The organism is Arthrobacter sp. BE255, assembly GCF_031457335.1.
GTDB lineage: Bacteria > Actinomycetota > Actinomycetes > Actinomycetales > Micrococcaceae > Arthrobacter.
The window spans coordinates 53,048-72,597 of sequence record NZ_JAVDWK010000016.1; the positions used below are offsets into that span (position 1 = coordinate 53,048).

Annotated in this window: 17 protein-coding genes; 8 read left to right on the plus strand and 9 right to left on the minus strand. The window is 64.1% G+C overall.

Annotated elements, in window-relative coordinates; genetic code table 11:
• The first annotated feature begins 128 nt into the window (after nucleotides 1-128).
• From J2X42_RS21330 to J2X42_RS21345, 4 genes are all read left to right on the plus strand, one after another.
• Nucleotides 129-995 (plus strand): PaaX family transcriptional regulator C-terminal domain-containing protein, encoded by an 867-nt coding sequence (locus tag J2X42_RS21330; protein WP_310167951.1) that lies wholly within the window; start codon nucleotides 129-131, stop codon nucleotides 993-995.
• A 201-nt stretch (nucleotides 996-1,196) separates the two neighbouring features.
• On the plus strand, nucleotides 1,197-1,694 hold the full coding sequence (locus J2X42_RS21335) for a DUF1801 domain-containing protein (RefSeq protein WP_310167952.1): 498 nt from the start codon (nucleotides 1,197-1,199) through the stop codon (nucleotides 1,692-1,694).
• 275 nt (nucleotides 1,695-1,969) lie between these two features.
• Entirely contained in the window at nucleotides 1,970-2,194 is a 225-nt protein-coding gene (locus tag J2X42_RS21340) for a hypothetical protein (protein ID WP_310167953.1), read from the plus strand.
• Between the two features lie 13 nt (nucleotides 2,195-2,207).
• Nucleotides 2,208-3,284 (plus strand): LacI family DNA-binding transcriptional regulator, encoded by a 1,077-nt coding sequence (locus tag J2X42_RS21345; RefSeq protein WP_310167955.1) that lies wholly within the window; start codon nucleotides 2,208-2,210, stop codon nucleotides 3,282-3,284.
• 55 nt (nucleotides 3,285-3,339) lie between these two features.
• On the opposite strand, the gene J2X42_RS21350 is transcribed toward J2X42_RS21345, so the two are convergent.
• The 5 genes from J2X42_RS21350 to J2X42_RS21370 all read right to left on the minus strand — a co-directional run bounded on the left by J2X42_RS21350 (nucleotide 3,340) and on the right by J2X42_RS21370 (nucleotide 9,823).
• Nucleotides 3,340-4,134 (minus strand): hypothetical protein, encoded by a 795-nt coding sequence (locus J2X42_RS21350; protein WP_310167956.1) that lies wholly within the window; start codon nucleotides 4,132-4,134, stop codon nucleotides 3,340-3,342.
• 188 nt (nucleotides 4,135-4,322) lie between these two features.
• Entirely contained in the window at nucleotides 4,323-5,606 is a 1,284-nt protein-coding gene (locus J2X42_RS21355) for an ABC transporter substrate-binding protein (RefSeq protein WP_310167957.1), read from the minus strand.
• Between the two features lie 105 nt (nucleotides 5,607-5,711).
• Nucleotides 5,712-7,385 carry an acyltransferase gene (locus J2X42_RS21360; protein WP_310167958.1) on the minus strand — a complete coding sequence of 558 codons (1,674 nt, stop codon included), beginning with the start codon at nucleotides 7,383-7,385 and terminating at the stop codon, nucleotides 5,712-5,714.
• 160 nt (nucleotides 7,386-7,545) lie between these two features.
• Nucleotides 7,546-8,556: a hydroxyacid dehydrogenase gene (locus tag J2X42_RS21365; RefSeq protein WP_310167959.1), complete on the minus strand. Its 1,011-nt coding sequence runs from the start codon at nucleotides 8,554-8,556 to the stop codon at nucleotides 7,546-7,548.
• Nucleotides 8,557-8,755: 199 nt separating this feature from the next.
• The gene (locus J2X42_RS21370) at nucleotides 8,756-9,823 is read right to left on the minus strand and encodes a substrate-binding domain-containing protein (RefSeq protein ID WP_310167960.1); all 1,068 of its coding nucleotides are present in this window, start codon (nucleotides 9,821-9,823) and stop codon (nucleotides 8,756-8,758) included.
• Nucleotides 9,824-10,077: 254 nt separating this feature from the next.
• Between J2X42_RS21370 and J2X42_RS21375 the strand changes: the two genes are divergently transcribed.
• Both J2X42_RS21375 and J2X42_RS21380 read left to right on the plus strand, forming a co-directional pair.
• Entirely contained in the window at nucleotides 10,078-10,971 is an 894-nt protein-coding gene (locus tag J2X42_RS21375) for a hypothetical protein (RefSeq protein WP_310167961.1), read from the plus strand.
• 217 nt (nucleotides 10,972-11,188) lie between these two features.
• Complete coding sequence (locus J2X42_RS21380) at nucleotides 11,189-11,899, plus strand: BTAD domain-containing putative transcriptional regulator (RefSeq protein ID WP_310167962.1); 711 nt, start codon at nucleotides 11,189-11,191, stop codon at nucleotides 11,897-11,899.
• Nucleotides 11,900-11,928: 29 nt separating this feature from the next.
• On the opposite strand, the gene J2X42_RS21385 is transcribed toward J2X42_RS21380, so the two are convergent.
• Nucleotides 11,929-12,600 carry a response regulator transcription factor gene (locus J2X42_RS21385; protein ID WP_310167963.1) on the minus strand — a complete coding sequence of 224 codons (672 nt, stop codon included), beginning with the start codon at nucleotides 12,598-12,600 and terminating at the stop codon, nucleotides 11,929-11,931.
• Complete coding sequence (locus J2X42_RS21390; protein ID WP_310167964.1) at nucleotides 12,597-14,387, minus strand: histidine kinase; 1,791 nt, start codon at nucleotides 14,385-14,387, stop codon at nucleotides 12,597-12,599. Before J2X42_RS21390 ends, J2X42_RS21385 begins: the two co-directional genes overlap by 4 nt.
• A gap of 400 nt (nucleotides 14,388-14,787) precedes the next feature.
• On the opposite strand from J2X42_RS21390, the gene J2X42_RS21395 reads away from it, so the two are divergent.
• A complete protein-coding gene (locus J2X42_RS21395; RefSeq protein ID WP_310167965.1) occupies nucleotides 14,788-16,014 on the plus strand; it encodes a S8 family serine peptidase in 1,227 nt (408 codons plus the stop codon).
• Between the two features lie 1,055 nt (nucleotides 16,015-17,069).
• Here the strand turns inward: J2X42_RS21395 and J2X42_RS21400 are convergent.
• Nucleotides 17,070-18,263, minus strand: coding sequence for a Fic family protein (locus tag J2X42_RS21400; protein ID WP_310167966.1), 1,194 nt, complete (start codon nucleotides 18,261-18,263; stop codon nucleotides 17,070-17,072).
• Between the two features lie 77 nt (nucleotides 18,264-18,340).
• Between J2X42_RS21400 and J2X42_RS21405 the strand changes: the two genes are divergently transcribed.
• On the plus strand, nucleotides 18,341-18,634 hold the full coding sequence (locus J2X42_RS21405) for a substrate-binding domain-containing protein (protein ID WP_310167968.1): 294 nt from the start codon (nucleotides 18,341-18,343) through the stop codon (nucleotides 18,632-18,634).
• Here the strand turns inward: J2X42_RS21405 and J2X42_RS21410 are convergent, their stop codons facing one another.
• The gene (locus J2X42_RS21410; protein WP_310167969.1) at nucleotides 18,635-19,504 is read right to left on the minus strand and encodes an AraC family transcriptional regulator; all 870 of its coding nucleotides are present in this window, start codon (nucleotides 19,502-19,504) and stop codon (nucleotides 18,635-18,637) included. It lies immediately after the preceding gene.
• Between the last annotated feature and the right edge of the window lie 46 nt (nucleotides 19,505-19,550).

The following is a 19,550-nucleotide window of genomic DNA, read 5'->3' on the forward strand; positions in this document are numbered from 1 at the left end:
GCGTGGATCACTCGGGATCTATGATTGCGTTAAAACAAGCGACCGTCAAGAAAACTGCAAAGATTTTAGCGATGGGCGAGACTAGGACTGTGCGAAACAGCGGAGAACGACCAGCAGGACCGGCGGCAGTGGACTTTCCACGCCCACAGAAGGGCAATGCCAGCCAGCATCTTCTTGTCACGATGCTGGCTGAGTTCTGGCGAAAAACTGACCTATGGCTTCCCGCCCGGGTGGTGGTCAGGCTCGCCGAGGATGTAGGACTCAGCCGGCCGGCGGTCACCACTGCCCTTAGCCGGCTGGCCGCGCGCGGTGTCCTCGAAAACGACGGCGGGGGCAGGGCGTCCCGGTACCGGTTTACTGCCGCCGCACGGGACCGGCTGGTGGTGGGCCACAAACAGATCACGGAATTTGGAGATCCAAGCGTGGACTGGGACCGGCACTGGACGGCTGTTGCGTTCTCCATCCCCGAGACAGACCGGGACATCAGGGAGGCTTTTCGGGCGAGGCTCAAATGGCTCGGATTCGCACCCGTATACGGAGCGCTGTGGTTCTCCCCCCGGGACCGCGTGGCCCAGGTGACCGAAACCGCCGAGGGTTACGGCGTGGACGACTTCATGGCCTTCCGCCTGGAGGACACCGCGCTCCAAGGGCGCCGGCCGGCGGTCATCAACAGCCAGGACCTGCCGGAGCGATACGCCGCATTCGCGCAGAAGAACGAAAGCCGGCTTGAGAGACTTCGTCAGCCAGGCGCAGACCCCCGCGAAGCGTTCCGGATGCGCATCGAGACAATGGACGAGTGGCGGGCCTTCCCCTGGGACGATGCAGGCATGCCGTACGAGCTCCTCCCCGCCGACTGGCCCCTCCGCCCCGCACGCTCAACATTCATTGACGTCTACCGCGCCACGGCCGAAGGCGCCCTCCAGTACATCCACGGAGTCCTCACCGAGTCAGCCCCGGAAGCCATCCCAGGGACCAGGCTGCCTGAGATCCCCTAGCGAACTGGACGCCCCCGGGGACTTCAGGGAGGCGCGTGGCCTCCTGAGTGGACCATGGCGGGGAGACCCTTCTTGGTGGAGTGCCGTGCATTTCCTATTTCGGTCCAGCCCTGCACGCGCTGCCGGCGCCCCCGGCTGGACGACTGCATTCGGAGCTACGCTGCACTTCCTTGTTGCGACGCGCAAGGAATAATAATCTCCATGACCAGCAGGGGGAACGACAAGAGCGAGGCCCACCAGCCACCCACACCCAGCGAGGCACAAGTGGACGTTGCCACCAGCCTGCCGGAGGCCATGACCGGCAGGGCAAGCCCCGCGAAAGCGGCGGTCGGTGACAAGCCGGTCTTCGCATACATTGCCAGCCTGCCGCAGCCGCAGCGCGGCATCGCCGAAGCGGTCGATGCACTGGCTGCCAAGACGCTGCCCGACCTCAAGCGCTCCGTGAAGTGGGGCATGTCGTACTACGGCATCGGCGACGGGTGGTGCTTCAGCTGCGGCGGCTTCGCCGGCCATGTCAAGCTCATGTTTGTCAATGGTGTGGCGCTCGAGCCCGTCCCGCCGGTGACACCGGTGGGAATGGGCAAGACGACGCGGGGTGTCGAACTCGAATCCCTGGACGACATCGACGAACGCCAGATCGCGGCGTGGATGAGGCAAGTCACGTCCGTGCCGGGTCTCGGGGGCAGGAAGCGTGAATGACTGGCATGCGTCAGCCCACGCACACGGTCACCGGGAAGCGAGAAGCTCCACCGGCCAGGGCGCGACGCGAAACTTAGTGCGTTGTCCGGACAGGATGGGTGGTCCGCGGCCTGCCCGCGGATCATCGATGCGTCCCCGCGCCCGCAACATGCGTTCCCAAAGGACTGCCTGGGCAATCGTGAGCTCTTCCGCAGGCGCTGAATATTTCTTCTTGACCGATAAAGAAGATGTTGATACTGTATCGGTACAGAAACCAATTCGAGAGGAGTCTTCTCATGGAAACCCTTCAGTACTCAGCACACACGCCAGCCTTCAAGGCCAGCCTCGCGCAGTCGGCCCTGCCGGATGCTCCTGTCGTTGCGGAGGAAGCCGGCGCCCGTCATGCCGGACTGACCCGCCAGGTACGCGTCGCCGTATCTACGGCGCTCCTTTGGGCTGCGAAGGCTGTGGCTCCGTCCGGAGCTCCCGCCGCCGTGGCGCCGTCGAGGGCGCTGGGCTGAAATACTGGCCGGTATGGGAAATGTGACACTGCAGACGATCGCCGACCATGTGGGAGTGAGCCGCATGACGGTGTCCAATGCATTTTCACGCCCCGACCAGCTGTCCGCGGAACTCCGTGACCGTGTCCTCGCCGCGGCCACGGAGCTCGGCTATGTCGGGCCCGATCCCCGGGCCCGCGCGCTCAAGCGGGGAAACACCGGAGCGGTGGGCGTGCTGCTGACCAAGTCGCTCGCGTATGCGTTTACGGACGAAGTTGCGATGCGCTTCTTTGGCGCGATCGCCGAAGAAGTCACCAGTCAGGGCCTGGCGCTGACGCTGCTGTCGGCTGCCGAAACAGGTGCCCACGTACCTGCGCGGGACGTCGGCATGGACGGAGCGCTGGTCTACTCCTGCGACCCTGCATCCCCGGCCTTGGGCTGGCTGTTGAAGCGCCAGTTGCCCCTCGTCTACATCGACCAGGCGGAGCAGAGCGATATCCCCAGTGTTAATGTCGATGATTTCGGCGGCGCGAGTGCGGCGGCACGCCACGTGCTGGATCTGGGCCACCGGCGGGTGGGCCTGATGTACAGCGCCGCAGACCTGGAGATTGCCATTGACCAGTCCCCTGATCCAAGCCAGCTGCCCCATGCCGTCCGCCAGCGGTACCTGGGGTGGAAAAACGAACTGGACAAAGCGGGCGTCACCGCACGCACTGCTGCAGTACCCATGGGTGGGCGCGAACAGCATTACGAGGCGGCCCGGCAACTCCTCAGCGTGGGCGACAGGCCGACGGCGGTGCTGTGCTTCTCCGACGTCATGGCAACGGAGACCGTCCGTGCCGCTCACGACCTGCAACTCCGGGTACCGGAAGACCTGTCGGTTGTCGGATTCGACGACAGCCCGGTGGCGGTGCAACTTCGCCCAACACTGACCACTGTGAGGCAGGACTTCGCGGAGAAAGGCCGGCTTGCGGCCAGGCTCATGACCGACGCGCTGGCGAACAAGGCTGATTCAGCGCCCGCCAGGCACTATCTGCTGCCAACGGAGCTGATAGTGCGGGAAAGCACGGCACCACCGCACCAGCAGGTTAGCGAGCGACAGGCAACGTAGCGCGGCCAAACCCGACGCCACCGCTTCCGGTCTTTCGTGCCGGAGCTGCCGGGCCTTAGGCAATCACGTTGAGCGTGAGTTCCACGGCGCCGAGGAAAAGTGCCAGAACCGAGGTGCCGAGCCCGGCCACCAGAAGCAGGCCGGGGTGGGCGAGACCCACCACGACCCGCCGGAGTTCGGGCGAACGCCGCAGGAATTTCCTGGGCAGCCGCGAATCTTGCGGGTTCTGCCGCCAGCCGCGGAGGCGGCGCAGGAACCACGCGCAGCGCACGATAAGCGCCATCCACAACACTGAGACAACCAGGGGGACCGCCGCCAGGAGCAGGTTGAACCCCAAAGACGTCACTTCACGCTCCGAGTTCCCCGCCAGGGCCTGGACCGTTGTGGAAATCGAGGCGCTGGCCACCACGGAGAGGCCCCACACCATAAACGCGGCCGTCAGCGCGAGGAACCGGACAAAGAAGTGCCCGAGCACCGACTCTTTCTGCGGCTTGAGATACCGGCGCGGGGTCGCATGCAGCACGGCCACGGTGCAGGCCAGGGTGGGCAGGGCAGCCATCCCCACAAACACGTACCAGGCCCAGCCGGCAAGGTCCACAAATTCGTCGGCAATGATCAGCAACGCCCAGAAACCCGTCCACGCCCAGCCGGCATGCAGCGGATTGCTGACCAGCCAGGCGGGCAGCCGCTGAGGCAGCCGGACTGCCGGCTCGCGAGAGGGCCTGGAAGCAGGATTCCCTACCCTCCTTTCTGCGGGCGCAACAGCATCCGAACCGACGCCAACTGGGCCGTCCGGCAGTGCCCCAGCCGTAGCGTCCGGCGGGTTTTGATCCCCTCTAGCCATGGTCATGGGCTCACTGTAGCAATGCGGAAGACGCGCCCGCCGTCGTCGGTCCGCGCGGTTCGGTAACGCGCAGCGGCAGCGGAGTGCACGGCAACACTGCTGGCCTGCCGCGCTAATCATCACGGCCGGCCACGACCCCTCCGGGTCGAGGGGGCACTGTGTGGCCGCCGCCTGGAGGAGGCCGGCTACGCTGCTCAGGCGTTCTGCTTGATGAGGTCTTCGGCTTCCTTGAACCACGCGTCAGCCGCGCCGTCCACCGTGAGCTTGCCGTAGTTCAGGTCTGAGTTGACGCGCTTGAACGAAGTTTCGAGGGTGCCGAACCCGACGATGGGCGGCTCCGGCGCGTCGTTGAGGTACTTCTCGATGGACTTCTCGTACGCAACGACGGCGGCGTCCGTTCCGGTGTAGGTGGTCCCTTCGCGCTGGGCTTTGGAGGCCGGGATGCCGCGGGAGGTCTTGAAGATGTCGCCTACCTGGGGGTCGTTGAGCATAAAGTCGATGAACCGGGCGGCCGCTTCCTTGTTCTTGGTCTTGTCGCTGGCCACCATCAGTTGCGACGGTTTCAGGAACAGGCCCAAATTGTCTGCGTTGTCCGACGGTACCGGGAGGAGTTTGAGTTCTTTGGCGCCGCTGTCCGCAAGGTAGCCGGCCATGAGGTTGTCCCAGTACATTTCCGATGCTGTCAGGCCAGCCCCAAAGGGGGACTTGGGCGCCACCTGCGTGACCCGTTCTTCAGAAACCAAGGCTGGTGTGCCGCGCAGGTCGGACGTCAGGTTCCACCATTTCTTCAGCTCATCCTTGCTGAAGCCGAGCCTGCCGTCCGCGGTGAAGGCAGCGATGTTGTTCTGACGCAGCCAGATGTTGAACATCCACCAGATTCCTGTGAAGTCGGCAGAACCATAGACAGCTCCCCCGCCCTTGGACCCGACGTCGCGGAGGAATGCTTTGTAGTCGTCATAGGTCCAGTCACCGTCGGGTTCTGTCACGCCCAGGGAGGCGAGCTTGGCGGGATCGTAGAACACGCCGAACGCGTTGGTGCTGGTGGGGATGCCGTAGGTCTTGCCGCGGACCTGCCCTGACAGGAGCAGTGATTTCTCGAAGCCGCTGGTATCGATCTTGACGGTGCCAAGGTCCAGCAGCTGGTTCCGCTGGGCATAGTCACGCAGGAAGATGAGATCGAACTGCATCACGTCGGGCAGGCCGCCGCCGGCGGCCTCGGTGGCCCGCTGCTGGAAGTAGCTCGCGCCGTCGGAAAAGTTTCCGTTGACCTTGACGTCCCTGTTCTTTTCCTCGAACAGGGCAATGGCCTTCCGCGTGCGTTCGGCACGGTCCTCGTTGCCCCACCAGGTGTACCGGATGGTGGCAGGGCTGTCAGCGGTGCCTGTCTTGCCGGGCGCCGGGGCGCCGCAGGCAGCCAGCGCTGCGGCCGATGCGGAGCCCACGGTGACGGTGGTGAGAAATGTCCTTCGATTGAACATGAGAGCCTCCTTGCTCAGATAGTGCAGATTGCATGGTGCAGGCTGCTGCGGCCGTAACCGGCAGCAACAGTGGGTGGGTGTTCGAGGTCTGGGTGGCGCCTCTGCCTACAGGGTGGGCAGGAGGAGGGCCGGTTCAGGGCGGTGGACGCCGCGGGGCCGGTAGCCCAGGGATTCGGCTGAACCGACGAGGTCTGCCAGGTACCAGATGATGGCGAGCCACATTTCGGTGCCTTGAAGTCCGGGCTGGTTTTGGGGTCCGGTGTCGGGTGAGACGCTGAAGGCCATTCCGGCGCCGGGGTGCCACTGGGCGAGGGCGTGTCCCAGCTGGCTGGTTGCCCAGTCCTGGACTTCCTGGCGCCGATGCTCTGTCTGCTTGCGGGCGAGCCAGAGAGGATGGGCCACGTCAAGGACGTTGCAGGCGTTTTGCTTGCCGGGGCCGAAGTAGCGGGCGTCCGCGCCGTGGGTGAGCACCGTGTCGATGAGCTTCTCAGCGTGAGGAACGGGCAGCCCGAATTGGGCGAATGTTCCGCGGGTGAGCCGGTAGTAGCCGTTGACTATTTTGAGTCGGGTGTCATCTGACGGGGTGCCCCACGTTCCTGTTGCATTGTTGACCCGGGTCAGGAGCCAGCCGAAGAGCGCTTCGAGTGAACCTCCCGCGCCGGCGTGGTCCTGTGCGAGGTTCCAATAGGTGGCGGTTCCCCAGGCATCGACCCATGCCCCTGATTCCCAGGCTTCCTTGCGCCAGGGAAGTCCGTTCAGTGCCCCGGTGAGTTCTACCGGGCCGACGTCGGCAACACAACTGATCGGGTAGGGCAAGCGGGTGCCGAGGAGGTCGAGGGCGTATCCGGCAGAGAGGATGTGATAGGTCACGGGGCCGTTGCCGAAGGTCAGCGGGCCCGGTTGCGGGAGCCCGTCCGGCCCGTATTCGGGGATAAGGCCGGTCTTTGGGTCCTGAAGGGAGCTTAGGGCATGGATGTGCTCGTCGCGGGTGAGCTGTGGTGGCGATGATCGCAGCAGGAGGTCATGGAGCTCGATGGCGTCGCAGTGGGCGCGGACCGTGGGCGGCGTCCCGGGCCTGTCCACGAAGCGGCCTTCCCCGTTCCGCTGTTCCCAGGAATGGGCAATGATCCCGGCAATTTCTGAACGCGCGGTGCCGGCGAAGCGGGCCAGCCTGGTGTTGAGCTTTTCGCCCAGGGCTGCCGGGTCAACCTTGTTCATCCTGCGGTCCCGGATCGGACGGGCCGGATTGCCGCCGACAATGGCCCAGGCGGGCACATCTTTGGTGACCACCGCTCCTGCCGCCAGCACTGCGTGGGAGCCTACGGTGACGCCGTCGAGCACCACCACGTTCGAGCCGATCCAGACATCGTCCCCGATGCGGATACCTTCGCTGGTCAGGGGTTGCTTGAAGACGGGCTCGGAAGGATCCATGGAATGGTTGAAGCCAAGTATCGAAGTGTGGGCCCCGATGCGCACCCCGTCACCCATGGTGACCGTCCCGCGGACGACGGTGAACGCATTGACCGTGCAGTTCTCGCCCATCTCAATTGATCCGGTGACGTAGGCGTGGGCAGCAATCAATGAGGAGGCCCCCATTTCCAGCTTCTCGGGGTCCACCATGGCCAGGGGCGAAAGGAAGGCGTGCTCGCCTATGGTGACGTTGCCCTGATCGGCCAGCAGTTTTTGGCGTTCCAACTGGATCTGGCCCTCTTCTTCCGAAGCGTTTTGCCAGAAGGTCCAGGGCGAGTAGTCATAGCTGAGGGCGTGCTGAGGATTCACTTTGTCTCCGCAGTTGTTAGTTGTTCCTGTTTGCTGTTCCTTGGACGCTGGGTCCCATGGGCTGCCAGCAAGGAAATAGATTTGTCGAGCCCATCCGCGGGCGCTCCACCTGTTGACACGGTCAGGTGCATGCCGGCGGGCGCTGAAGTGCTGGCTCGCGTCATGCCATCGCCTCAAGTTCGGAGTAGTGGACTGCGTGGAGATACGGCCTGCCTTCGGCAAGCCGAATGACTTCTTCGACGGCGGCGGCACCCATTCTCTGAAGCTCATTACCCATGGACCCGGCGATGTGCGGGGTCAGAATCACGTTATCCCGGCCGTACAGGACGTCACCGGCCGGCAGGGGTTCGGGATCCGTGACGTCCAGGACTGCGCTGATTCGTCCGGTGACGAGTTCACCGCTCAACGCCTCATGATCCACGAGGGGCCCTCGGGCGGTGTTGATGAACGTTGCTCCGTCCTTCATGAGTCCGAGTTGAAACGCGCCAATCATTCCGACGGTCGTCGGCAACAGGGGGGCGTGCAGGGAGACCACGTCGGCGCGGGCCATAAGGTCATCGAGACTGACCAGGGTTGCCCCGAGCTCGGAGGCTTCACTTTCGCTGACAGTGGGGTCCGCGAGGAGGATCTTGTGGTCGAATGCCTTCAGCCTTTCCAGGACCAGACGCCCAATGCGGGATGCGCCGATGATGCCCACCGTGCTCCCGAGATTTCCGAGCGAAGCGGAAAGAATAGTGGGTTGACCTCTTTCTTGCAGGCGGCGTAGCTGGGAGGCCGCAGCGAACGTCTGTTTACCCGCCAGGAGTATGAATGCCAGGGTGAATTCGGCCACGGGCACTGCGTTGGCCTGTGCCGCGGTGGTGAAGGTGATGCCCCGGTCCCAGCACGCCGGATCCACATGCTGCTTAATGGTGCCTGCAGAGTGGGCAATAAGTTGCAGCTGTGGTGCCGCATCAAGGATTCGGGCATCAATGGTGGGGACGCCCCAGCCGGTGATAAGCGCGTCGACCTCAGAAAGAACCCTGAGTGACGTTTCGGAATTGAAGTCTGTGAGGACCGGCTCATGGACGATGTCAGCCACGGACCGGAGACGCTGCAGGACGTCCAGCGGGAACAATTGCCCACGGAGCTCCTCCGAGCGCAGGGCAAAGGCCACTTTCGGGCGGAACATGCTCCGGGTCATCGGCGGCGACCGTCCGCCCGGTTGGCAGACGAGGTTGCCCGATTGGGAAACAGTAGAGATGCTGGGCATCGGCGGGACATAACAGTCTCCCTTGACTAGAGCCCGGAACGGGTGAATGGTGTCCCACCATGTTGGGCCCCGCGAGAATGACTGGTCAATGGAATCGTGTCGATTCGATCAAAAACGGTCACGAATATTTGGTCGTTGATTCCCGGACCGTAAGTGAAGGCAGCAGTGAAAGATGCTGGACCGGCAGCTCAACGTCGTTGGTGCTGCTGCTAAGCCGGGCATCAAGAAGGCGCATGGCCGCGGCACCCACTGCCTGTTTAGGAGGCGACACCGCCGTCAGCGGAACCATAGCGAAGGCTGCCACCTCATCATCGTAAGCAACGACGGACAGGTCATCCGGCACGCGGATGCCCCGTGAAGCCGCCAGTTCGACAAGGCGTGCGGCATGGGTGTCCACATGGACGATCGCCGCCTTCGTTCCTGTATCCATGCATTCGTCCAGGAATGCATTTAGTGCCCTGTCCGTGCCTTCCGGATCGAGCGCTATCAGGGGCAGTGCCTTGTACGGCGCCCCCTCAACCAGACCCAACTGTTGAATGGTCTGGCCATAGCCTGCCCTGAGTCCGCGGGCTGTCGGAGTTTCTTCACGAATTGCCAGTCCGATGGATGTGTGGCCCAACTGCGACAGGTGCCGGACCGCCAACGCCGCACCGAATGCGTGATCGGACCGGACGCTGTCGTACTCCTTGGAAGTCTCCGGGTAGGTGAAGGACCGCTCCATCAGGACAATCGGCAGATCGACTGAGTCGAGCCATTTTCCCGTCTCCCCACCGGATGGCTCGTAAGTGCTGGTGGTCAGCAGGAGGCCACGGACGCCGAGGTCCACCAGGCGGCGCACCCTGTCCCTTTCGGATCCTTCGTCGTAGTGCGTCACGCCGAGCACCAGCCGGGTGCCCAGACGGCCGGCCATACTCTCGGCGCCGGCGATAACCCGGGCGTAGTAGTAGTCCGAGGTCGGCACGACAAGCCCTGTTGCCGCACCCAGGACCCGCTCCGGTTTCCCGTTGCTGGGGAGCGTCGCCCCGCCGTGCACCCTGGTCAGCAACCCCGAGGAACACAGGGCGTTGATCGCACGTCGGGCAGTGATCTCTGACAATCCCAACTCGCGCGCCACTGCCGCGGTGAGAACCCTGCCGTCGCGGCGGGCAACCTTCAGAATCAGTTGGTCTCGCTCAACCGCCAGCATGCGACCTGACCGTCCATTGTTTTGCTGTCATTTTCTGATCATACGGTCAAAAAGCGTCCCAGGCAGCGCATTTTTAGTCGATTTACCGGCAGCAAGTGACGGGCAGCGCCCGCGGCAACTCCCACGGCGGCAACTTGGCTGCTGCTGATAACGGGTTGATAACCCGGCGGTTCATATGGTGAATTCACCGCCTCCCTTCTGGCCTACAGGCCACCACAAGCGGCACCCCACCTCACCAGAAATAGGAAAAAACCATGAAGAAGATCAAGACTGAAATTGACAAAGTCCTCGAACAGCTCGTGGCCGACCGACGCGAAGAGGTCATCCGTTTGCAGACCAGCCAGGCCAGCCGGCTGCGGGAACTTGAAAGCCGGGGACAAACCCGGCTGTCCCAACTGCAGGACACCTTGCCAGGTGAATTGGCGGAGGCTTTCAAGGCCCAAGAGCGTTCGCACGAGGAACAGGCCGAGGAAACCCGCCAATTGACCACCTCACTGAGCAAGGAACTGTCGGCCACGTCTTCCTCGATGGAACAGACCGCGTTGCACCCGGGCGTTGGCGCCGCTCTGAACGCCAGTGCGGCTGCCGTCGGTTGGCTTACCCCCTACTATGGGACGCTGCACGGTTCGAATGGCACCGTGTACTGGCAGGGCTACAACCCCGGCACCATAGATGCCTCGGTATATGCCAATGGTGCAGGATCGGGCCTGTTCGGCACCGGCGCGGGATCCTTTACGGTGTACATGGACTGGTGGTTCACCTACAGGGCACCGGAAAATCGCAACTACTCCCATTCGGTGTCGGTTCCCTTTAACGGTTTCTACATCGTCCGGGCCGACGACGGGTTCTGGGACTCGAAGGAAGCCCATGCACGAATCGACCTCTCAGCCGTTGGCTACCAATACAACTACAAGGCTGTCGGTACCGCCAATGTCCTTGATGTCCGCGATGACAACATCAACGTCAACGACCGGTTCGACGGATGGCGGAATATCTACTATTCGGACCTGCTGGGAGCCGACCAAGCATACCTGCGCGTTACGGCCTCCCTCTACGTCTACGCCCGGGGCGGCGGCTCCACCGCCCAGCTGAACTTCAGCGACGGTTCCGCGAACTACCTCGGCGTTCCCTGGGTCTACGTGAACTAAGAGGCGGCAGCCACCGGTCGGCCAGCAGGAACGGCGGAGGAACAACAAGTTCCTCCGCCGTTCCTGCCCGCTGTCATAGGCGGTACGGGGATGCAGGGCCGTCTTCGGCATGGAGGGCCGCCCCGCAGCCGTTAAGTGATAGCACGGAGGCGCCGTTCCGGGGTCCGCAGCAGACTGAAAGGACACTTTCACCACCGAAGTTACAAAGGATCCGACAATGACAGACACTACGTGGACTTTGAATCTTTTGGGCTGCTGGCAGTTACGGCGCCTCGGCCAACCGGTGCGGGTCGCGAGCCGGCAACGCCGGCTGATCACCGCGCTGGCACTTTTGGGGCCACGACCGCGAACGGCCATCGCGGGGCTGCTCTGGCCAGACAGCAACGACCAACAGGCCGCTGCCAGCCTACGGGTGGCACTGTGGCACGTTGCCCACGAACTCCCCGGCCTGCTGCGGGACGTACAAGGCCCGCTGGCCCTGGATCCATCAGTGGCCGTTGACTTCCACGGCGTCCAGCACTCGCTCACGCACGCATACGCTGAGCCCGTTCCGATCGAGGACCTGCGTGCCGGAGAACTGCTACCGGGATGGTACGAGGACTGGGTCATCGGCGAACAGGAGCGTTTCCGGCACCTGCGCGTCATGGCCTTGGACGCGGCAGCAGAGCGGGCCCTCGCCGAGGGCGATGCAGACACAGCCGAAACAGCGGCGCTGGCCGCAGCCAACCTCGAACCTCTGCGCGAGCGTTCGGTGATTCTGCTGGTTCGGGCTGAACTCGCCGCCGGTAACATCAACGGGGCCCAACGTTCGTATCGCCATTTCCGCAGCCTCTGCCAGGACACCTTTGGCCTGGAACCCGGTTTCCAGTTGAGCCAGCTGATGCGCTCGGAGCTGCAGGCGCGCGTTTCGGCCCTCGTTGCATCCTGACAATGGGGTTCAGCTGCGCCGGTCCGCCCTCAGGGCCGGGGTTCGTGTCCGGAGCGCAGGTAAGTCAGGACGGCGAGTACCCTCCGGTGGTCCTCGGGTTCAGGGTGAAGTCCGAACTTGAGGAAGATGCTGCGGACATGTGCCTCCACGGTACGCTCGCCCATAAACAGTGCCGAGGCTATTCCCGTGTTGGTGCGACCCTCGGCCATCAACGCCAGCACGTCGTGCTCCCGACTGGAGAGTTCCTGGCTGTACCGGTCCGTGGCCCGTGGCCGGGACACCATGCGACTGACAAGCTCCGGGTCGATGGCGGTTCCTCCGCTGGCGACCCGCTGCAGTGCGTCCAGGAACTCATCCACGTCCGACACGCGTTCCTTCAGGAGGTACCCCAGGCTGCTGGCGCCATTGCTCAAAAGGGCCATGGCGTTGTCCGTTTCGACGTACTGGGAAAGCAGCAAGACACCGGTTTCCGGGTGGTCCCGGCGGATCTGTTCCGCCGCCCTGATGCCCTCAAGGGTGTACGACGGCGGCATCCGGATGTCGACCACCGCCACGTCGGGCCTGTGGTTTGCTACCAGGTCGAGCAGGCCCTGTGCCTCCGATGCTTCCCCGACGACGTAGAGCCCTTCAGAGGCCAGCAGCACCGCCAGCCCGCGCCGCAACAGGGCCGAATCATCGGCGACCACCACACGCAGCGTCACGGCAGGGGCCGCCCGGCGTCATTGGCGAAGGGCAGGACCGCGGTGATCGTCGTTCCCCTCCCAGGTGGGCTGGTAACGGTCAGGACGCCGCCCAAGGCTTCCGCGCGGTCAGTCAGGCCCAGCAGGCCACCGTCAGGTCCAAACCCGGCCCCGCCGCGCCCGTCGTCGGTAATACTCACGAAGAGTTCCTTTGTGGTGCTTGTCAGGGTAATGGCCATGGACGTGGCTGCCGCATGCTTGAGCGCGTTGGTGACCGCTTCGGCGCAGATGAAATAGGCGGCCAGCTCCACCGTCGGTGGCGGCCGCAGGGCAAGGTCGGCCTTGACCTGGATGGGTAAGGCCGCGCGTTCAGCCACCGCAGTCACCGAAGCGAGGAGGCCGCGTTCGCGCAACGACGGCGGGTACACGCCATGCGCCAACTCCCGAAGCTCGGCAAGGGCCTCATTGAGGTCCTGGCGCGCCTGCTCCACCAGGAAGCGCATATCTTTCGGATCCTGTACCCGCCGCGCCCTCGCCAGCGCCATGGCGACGGCCACCAGCCGCTGCTGGGCACCGTCGTGCAGGTCCCTCTCCAGCTGGCGCCTGCGGTCGTCCCCGGCCGTGACAATGCGTTTCCGGGAGCGACTGACCTCGATCAGCTGTTTGCGCAGCTGCTGCTCCATGTGCTGGTTTTCGAGGGTGAGTGCGGTCGCGCTGCTGAGGGCAGCGAGGAGTTCCGGTTGATCTCTGAGCGTCTCGTCAAAAACCAGGGCGCCGAAGGGCCTGCCACTGCGTTCGAGGACAATCGCAGCCCTGCCTGACGTGCTCATGGGCAGCGCCTGGGGGCGTCCGTCGTCGTCAATGAATTGTTCGGCTTCGGCGGACCAACGCCACAGCTGCAGGGTGGGGTCGTGAACGGAACGGCGCAGGACGCGGATCAGCCTGTCGCTGACCGGTGCCGCGCCGATTTCAACCATGACCTCGCCGAGGGCGCCCCGGGCAAAGCGGTAGCGCCATAAGCCGAACAACACCGCAAAGGGCACCACCGCCGTTGCGGGATACTGCCACAACAGCGCTGCCGGCGAGAGGGTCCCGGATAGCTGCACTACCGCGAGGGACACCCAGATGGTTGCAGCGGTCTTCAGGATCACAGCCAGCCATAGTGGCAGGAAGGAGGCTCGATAGGCCGGCGTCCCGGAACGCCACCGTGCTACCAGGACAGCCACAACCGCAAGGCCCACGCAGATTTGGAATACCCTGGCCGCGTTGCCGATCCGGTTGGTGATCTCCGCACTGTTCCACAGCAGGAACAGGTTCTGCGAGCTTGAGACGTGCCCGAGAATCTGTTCGCGCGGGTCGAAGAAGGCCCACCCAGCAATCGCAATGACCAGCCAGGAGGCAAAGAAGAACGTCACGAACCGTCTCTCCCACGCGCTGCGCAGGACGCCTCCCGGAAAGCACAGTGCCAGCTGCAGCAACGGCGGCTGGTACATCAAGGTCATTGTCACCCCAAAGGTGAAGGCCAGCGGATTGCTGGACAAGCGAAGACCGGCACTGAGCCACATCCATCCCGACACCACGAGCAGCAGACCGGGATTCCGGTTGGGCCTGCTGTGCCATGCAGTGACGCCTGCTGCCACGAAAGCTAGTCCGACGGCGAGGAACAGCAGCAATTCCGGAACCGAAAACGGCGTCCGGTTGGGATTCTGGCTCCAGCGCAAGACCCCCTGTGCGTTCAGAAACAACGTGCGGGCGGGATCAGCCAGCGCTGCCGGAGACCAGTCGACATTGACCAGCACCAACGCCATTAATGCTGCTGTTACGGCCAACACGCCGCAGAACTGTCTAATAGTCATGCAGGTGGCCAGGCGCGATTAGCCGGGTTATTCACCATGTCACTTGCAACGAAATTGCCCATGCCCCAACCTCAAGCATTCGCTTGCCCTGCCCACGGCCGAAACCCTCAGCACACGGGGACTCATGATTCCATCAAGGCGTTACTGGTGCGTTACTGAGCCGTCGGTGCGAAAACCGCCGGGTAGCCCTAATGGAGAACCCATTTTCGACCGGTAACGCCGATGTAACGATGCACGATGTAAACCTTGCAGTGTGTCGACGCGTCCGTCGACAAAATTTGATGCCCGTCATACCTGCAGTCCACCCGCCTTCAGCGCCACCACGGCCAGATAGAGGTCAAAGGAGCTTGAAATGTCCGAACGGCTCAACCGGAAAATCGTCATTCTGCGCGCCCCTGCACTGCGCTCAACCCGCGACCCCTTCGACGGACCGAGTGCACCCGGGCTCGAATCGGCCGCCCAAGGCATCGCTGAACGGGCTGTGGGAATGACCGTGGAGACGGACGACAACCCCTCAAGCTCAACCATTAACGCCCTGAGGAACGATCACACAGTCCTCGGCTTCGCGCCCGCGATGCCAATGATACTCATCGAACCCCTCGATGCAGACGCGGCACCGGCCGCCGCCGCGACGTGGGGCGTCAAGGCCGTGGGTGCAGACACCTCTCCCTTCACGGGCACCGGGGTGACCGTCGCGGTCCTGGACACCGGCATCGACGCCGACCATCCGGCCTTCGCCGGCGTCGACCTTGTCACAAAAGATTTCACGGACGCTGGCAGCGCCGAGGACGACAACGGCCACGGCACGCACTGCGCGGGCACGATCTTCGGCCGCGACCTGGGGGGCCAGCGTATCGGCGTCGCCCGCGGCGTCCAGAAAGCCCTGATCGGCAAGGTCCTCGGCGGCCCGAACGGCGGCAGCAGCGACATTCTTGCCTCGGCAATGCTGTGGGCAGCGGACAACGGCGCCCACGTCATCTCCATGTCGTTGGGCATGGACTTCCCGGGCTGGGTGGACGAGCTGGTCACGGTAAACGGTCTGCCGATTCCCGCAGCCACATCGATCGCCCTCGAAGGCTACCGCGCCAATGTGCGGCTTTTCGAACAGCTGGCCAACCTTCTCAACGCCCGCGCCTCAGTCGCCCAGACGACGATAATCGTGGCGGCCGCCGGCAACGAAAGCGAACGCGCCGGCAATCCGGCGTACGAGATCAACGTTGCCCCGCCCGCGGCGGCGTTCGGAATCACGTCCGTGGCGGCCTTGGCAGACGGCGCCGGCGGACTCACCGTGGCACCGTTCTCCAATACGATGGCGACCGTGGCCGGTCCCGGCGTCGGCGTTTTCAGCGCCTGGCTCAACGGCGGCACCAAAACCATCAGCGGAACCAGCATGGCGACCCCGCACGTCGCCGGCGTGACAGCGCTTTGGGCCGAACGGCTTCTTGCGCAGGGCCCACTGAGTCCCATACTCCTCCAGTCCAAACTGATCGGCTCAGGAACCTTCAAGCCCCTCAAGTCCGGGACGGATCCCGTGGACGTGGGCGCAGGCCTGATCCAGGCACCCACGAGTACTAGCTAGGTTTCATGGCCCTCGGCTCGCTTGGCTACGGGCCCCGCTGTGCAAGGACGTTGTCTCCTTAGCCGGGGAGTCCGCAAAGTCACGGGTCTTGCCGAAAAGGCGGCTCTAGGGGGCAAAGACTTCTTTGGCGACCGTGACGGCGGACATTGCTTTGGGCCACCCGGCGTAGAAAGCCAGGTGGATGATGGCTTTCCTTGAGTTCATCGTCCTGCCATCCCGTTGAGCGCCAGATCAGCCTCGTGGCGTGTTCCTTGGCCAAGAATTTCACCTGAGCTTTGGAAAACCATGGGAAGTCTTGATCCACCGGCGGGATGGTTAACCCAGAAGCACACCAGGCGCACCAAGCCGCTGGAGCAGCAGGCATCCAGTCAAATGCGCGGAGCAGGAGGACCCATGAATCAGCACCAGCCCCTGACGTTGCTTCCGTCGTCGGCGGTAGCCACACGCTTCACCTCGGCAGCCTGACATGAAACGACTAGCAGCGCCTCGTGCCCTCGGCGGCCGCTCACTCACCGGCACGGAAGTCACAGCGTCGAACCGAATCAGTTGCCCCGATACGGGGCGGTGGACGGCACCCGCGAACTCCCAGACGTGGGCCCCCGGCAACGGGCTTCAGGACGGAGAACAAATCTGGCCCGACTGTTGCGACTGAAGTCCTGATCCTCTCTCCCCCGAACATTTCTACCCAGCGGTGAGCGAAGCAGTGCGAGCGTTCCAAAAGGAAGATGGGATGAAGCAGGAAAGCGGTTATCCCGGATGGACGTTAGAGAGGCGCCTGCGCTGGCTCATCGCAATGCAACTCACCGTCCCGAGATTGCGCTCTCCCCAGGGATGCCATCTCCCACTTTGCCCCTATCTTCTGGCATGCCGGAGCGACCAGCTCCTTGAGGAGGTCATGTCACGGATCAGGGCCGCCGCGGCCATTATTCCCGTCGGCTGGGAACTGCCCACATTCAGCGCAGCCTGGCACAAGGACACCAGCAGATCGCCAGTGAACGTCCGCTTCAAAGAGCCTGCGGCCGCGGCCCGCCTGTTCGGATGGACTCCCGGAAGGATCATGCCGCTTTCGCGATGTGGGCGAGGCGCTGGTTGAGCCGATCCACCTCATCCAGCACTTCCGTGGCCGCCCATGCCTGATGGCGCTTGGACTGGCCGACTTTAGAGATAACCCCGGCGGTGGTGAGCCGGTCCAGGGCTGCGTAGACGGAGCTTTCTGCGACGCCGGCGATGTGCGCGGCGCTGTTTGCCTCGAACACCGGGCGTTCCAGCAGCCATGGAATGATCTTTTCGTCGGCCGAGCCCTTCCTCGGCCTGGCCAGCTCAAACCACAAGGCTGGAAGGCCATCAAGGGCGGAGACACTTTCCCGCGCGGCACTGGCAGCGTGAAGGGCACAACGCGCCAAGTACAGCACGAATGCATCAGCGTCACCCGTACGGTAGTTATTGACCAGCCGGAAGTATCTGTCCACGTCCGCCACCATTGCCGAAGCGATGGGCGTGACCGTGTTACGGGTGAGCCCCCGGCGGCGTGACACGGCCCCGATCAGGGCACGGCCGACGCGGCCGTTGCCGTCCGTGAACGGGCGGATGGACTCGAACTGGGCGTGGGCGATCGCAGCCTGGGCCATGATGGGAACGTCCCTGCGGTTGCAGAACAACATCAGATCGTCCATAAGGTCCGGAACCAGCTCCGGCGGCGGCGGGACATGAATCGCCCCGCGGGGCGAATAATCACTGCCGCCGATCCAGTTCTGCACGTCCCGGAGTTTCCCGGCGTGCGGGCCGTCCACCGGATCATCCTTCATGAGCGTGTGGTGGGCCGCGAGCAGGTCCGCCAGCCGGATCTCTCCGGTGTTCCCGGCGGCGTCGATCATGCCCTGGACCGCGTCGGCCGCGGCTACCATGGAACGGGCGTTGTCGCTGGCCTTTAGGCCGATCATTGCCCGGGCATAGTCGTCGCGGTTGGCGTTGACGTGTTCGATCTTGGACGAGGACACCGCTTCGCTGCGCAGCAGGAAACCGCTGATGGCCGCCATGCGCGTGCCGGCTGTGACGTCCAGGGAGGCAACAGCCACGGCCGCCTCCTCGAGGGCAACGATGGTTTCACGGCCCGGGTCGTACCAGCATTCCGCGATCGTCGGCGGCAGCGAGACGGTAACCTCGCTGAATTCCCTGTCCTCGCGCGGCGGCCGCCCGGACGACTTCCACGGAACGGTCCTGCTTCCATGGATAGGCCAAGGGTCAGTCATGGTCCTCCAAACTACAACAACGGTGTCCTTATTTAGATTTTACGTGCAAAACCTAAATAAGTCCGTCTAGTTGGGGCTTGAAGGGCCTGGCACTTCTTTATGCAAGCGTCCGCGGCCGTCCGTCGGGACCACGGGCCGAGGCGGGTAAAGACGACGTCCTGGGCGCGGACTTCTGCAACCCTCCGCTCACCACCATCGCCTCCCCCATTGACGAAGCCGGCCAGGTGGCTGTCACCATGCTGCTGGGACAGCTCACCCCACGCGCCGGCGCAACCGTGCAGAACCCCGTGATTCTGCCCTCCCACCTTGTGGTCCGGGCCTCCATAGGCCCAGCGCCCAAAGCCACGGCGCCGCGATCCGTCGTTGCCTAGCTAGCCCTTCCGGTCCGCCCGGTATGCGCTGGGGCTCACGCCGTGCATCCGGCGGAACTGGCGGGAGAAATAGAACTGGTCATTCAGTCCGACCTCGCGTCCCACGTGGGCGATCGTCAGGTCCGTTGTATCAAGCAGGAGCCTGGCCCGGGCCATCTTCAGGGCAGTGTGGTGGGCCAGCACTCCCCCGCCGGTGGCTTCGCGGAACAGCTTGCTCAATTGCGACGACGAGACGCCCACCACTGCCGCCAGGTCGGGCAGGCGGACGGTGCCGTCCAGGCGCTCCTCCAGGAACTTCATGGCCTGCTGCAGGGGAGTTCCCTGCTCCGGCAGGCGACGGTCGACCGCGAGGGTGGTCAGCAGCTTCCACGCCATCCCCGCCGTGGCCACCAGGCGGGCCGGCGACTGGTCACGTTCCAATGCCGAAATGACCTCATCCAACATGGCTGTCAGCCGGTCCACCGCCACCAAGGGAATGATGGGCCGGTCCGGGCGTACGCCGGATTCCTCAACGAGTTCCTCCACATCGGAACCGCGCACATGGCACCACCAGATCGTCCAGGGGTCCTGAGGTGAGGCGCCGTACGCATGGGCTTCCCCGGTTCCGCCGGGAAGCACGACGGCGGTGGACTTGCCGACGTCGAACCGGGCGCCGGCGGTTTCAACCCAGCCGGCGCCCGCGACGCAGATGATGACAATGGTTTCGGGCGCGCCGTGGGGGCGGTGCCGGCCATGGGCCTCGGCGACGGGAAAGGCGCCTGCGTCGGTGACTACCAGGCGGCGCGTGACCGGGCGGGCCAGCGCCTCCCGGACGAGCGGCCGCGGCACCACCACCAGGCGCTGGTTCTGGAACCCAGTTGCCCGCTCCAAGCGCGCTCCCTCCGTCACGAATGTCAAGTCTAGGCCAGGCGGCGCA

Excerpts from the sequence above, each read along its gene's own strand:
- J2X42_RS21335 (WP_310167952.1), top strand. The coding sequence starts at position 1,197 with ATGACCAGCAGGGGGAACGACAAGAGCGAGGCCCACCAGCCACCCACA.
- J2X42_RS21340 (WP_310167953.1), top strand. The coding sequence starts at position 1,970 with ATGGAAACCCTTCAGTACTCAGCACACACGCCAGCCTTCAAGGCCAGC.
- J2X42_RS21345 (WP_310167955.1), top strand. The coding sequence starts at position 2,208 with ATGGGAAATGTGACACTGCAGACGATCGCCGACCATGTGGGAGTGAGC.
- J2X42_RS21350 (WP_310167956.1), bottom strand. The coding sequence starts at position 4,134 with ATGACCATGGCTAGAGGGGATCAAAACCCGCCGGACGCTACGGCTGGG.
- J2X42_RS21355 (WP_310167957.1), bottom strand. The coding sequence starts at position 5,606 with ATGTTCAATCGAAGGACATTTCTCACCACCGTCACCGTGGGCTCCGCA.
- J2X42_RS21365 (WP_310167959.1), bottom strand. The coding sequence starts at position 8,556 with ATGTTCCGCCCGAAAGTGGCCTTTGCCCTGCGCTCGGAGGAGCTCCGT.
- J2X42_RS21370 (WP_310167960.1), bottom strand. The coding sequence starts at position 9,823 with ATGCTGGCGGTTGAGCGAGACCAACTGATTCTGAAGGTTGCCCGCCGC.
- J2X42_RS21375 (WP_310167961.1), top strand. The coding sequence starts at position 10,078 with ATGAAGAAGATCAAGACTGAAATTGACAAAGTCCTCGAACAGCTCGTG.
- J2X42_RS21380 (WP_310167962.1), top strand. The coding sequence starts at position 11,189 with ATGACAGACACTACGTGGACTTTGAATCTTTTGGGCTGCTGGCAGTTA.
- J2X42_RS21390 (WP_310167964.1), bottom strand. The coding sequence starts at position 14,387 with ATGGCGTTGGTGCTGGTCAATGTCGACTGGTCTCCGGCAGCGCTGGCT.
- J2X42_RS21395 (WP_310167965.1), top strand. The coding sequence starts at position 14,788 with ATGTCCGAACGGCTCAACCGGAAAATCGTCATTCTGCGCGCCCCTGCA.
- J2X42_RS21400 (WP_310167966.1), bottom strand. The coding sequence starts at position 18,263 with ATGACTGACCCTTGGCCTATCCATGGAAGCAGGACCGTTCCGTGGAAG.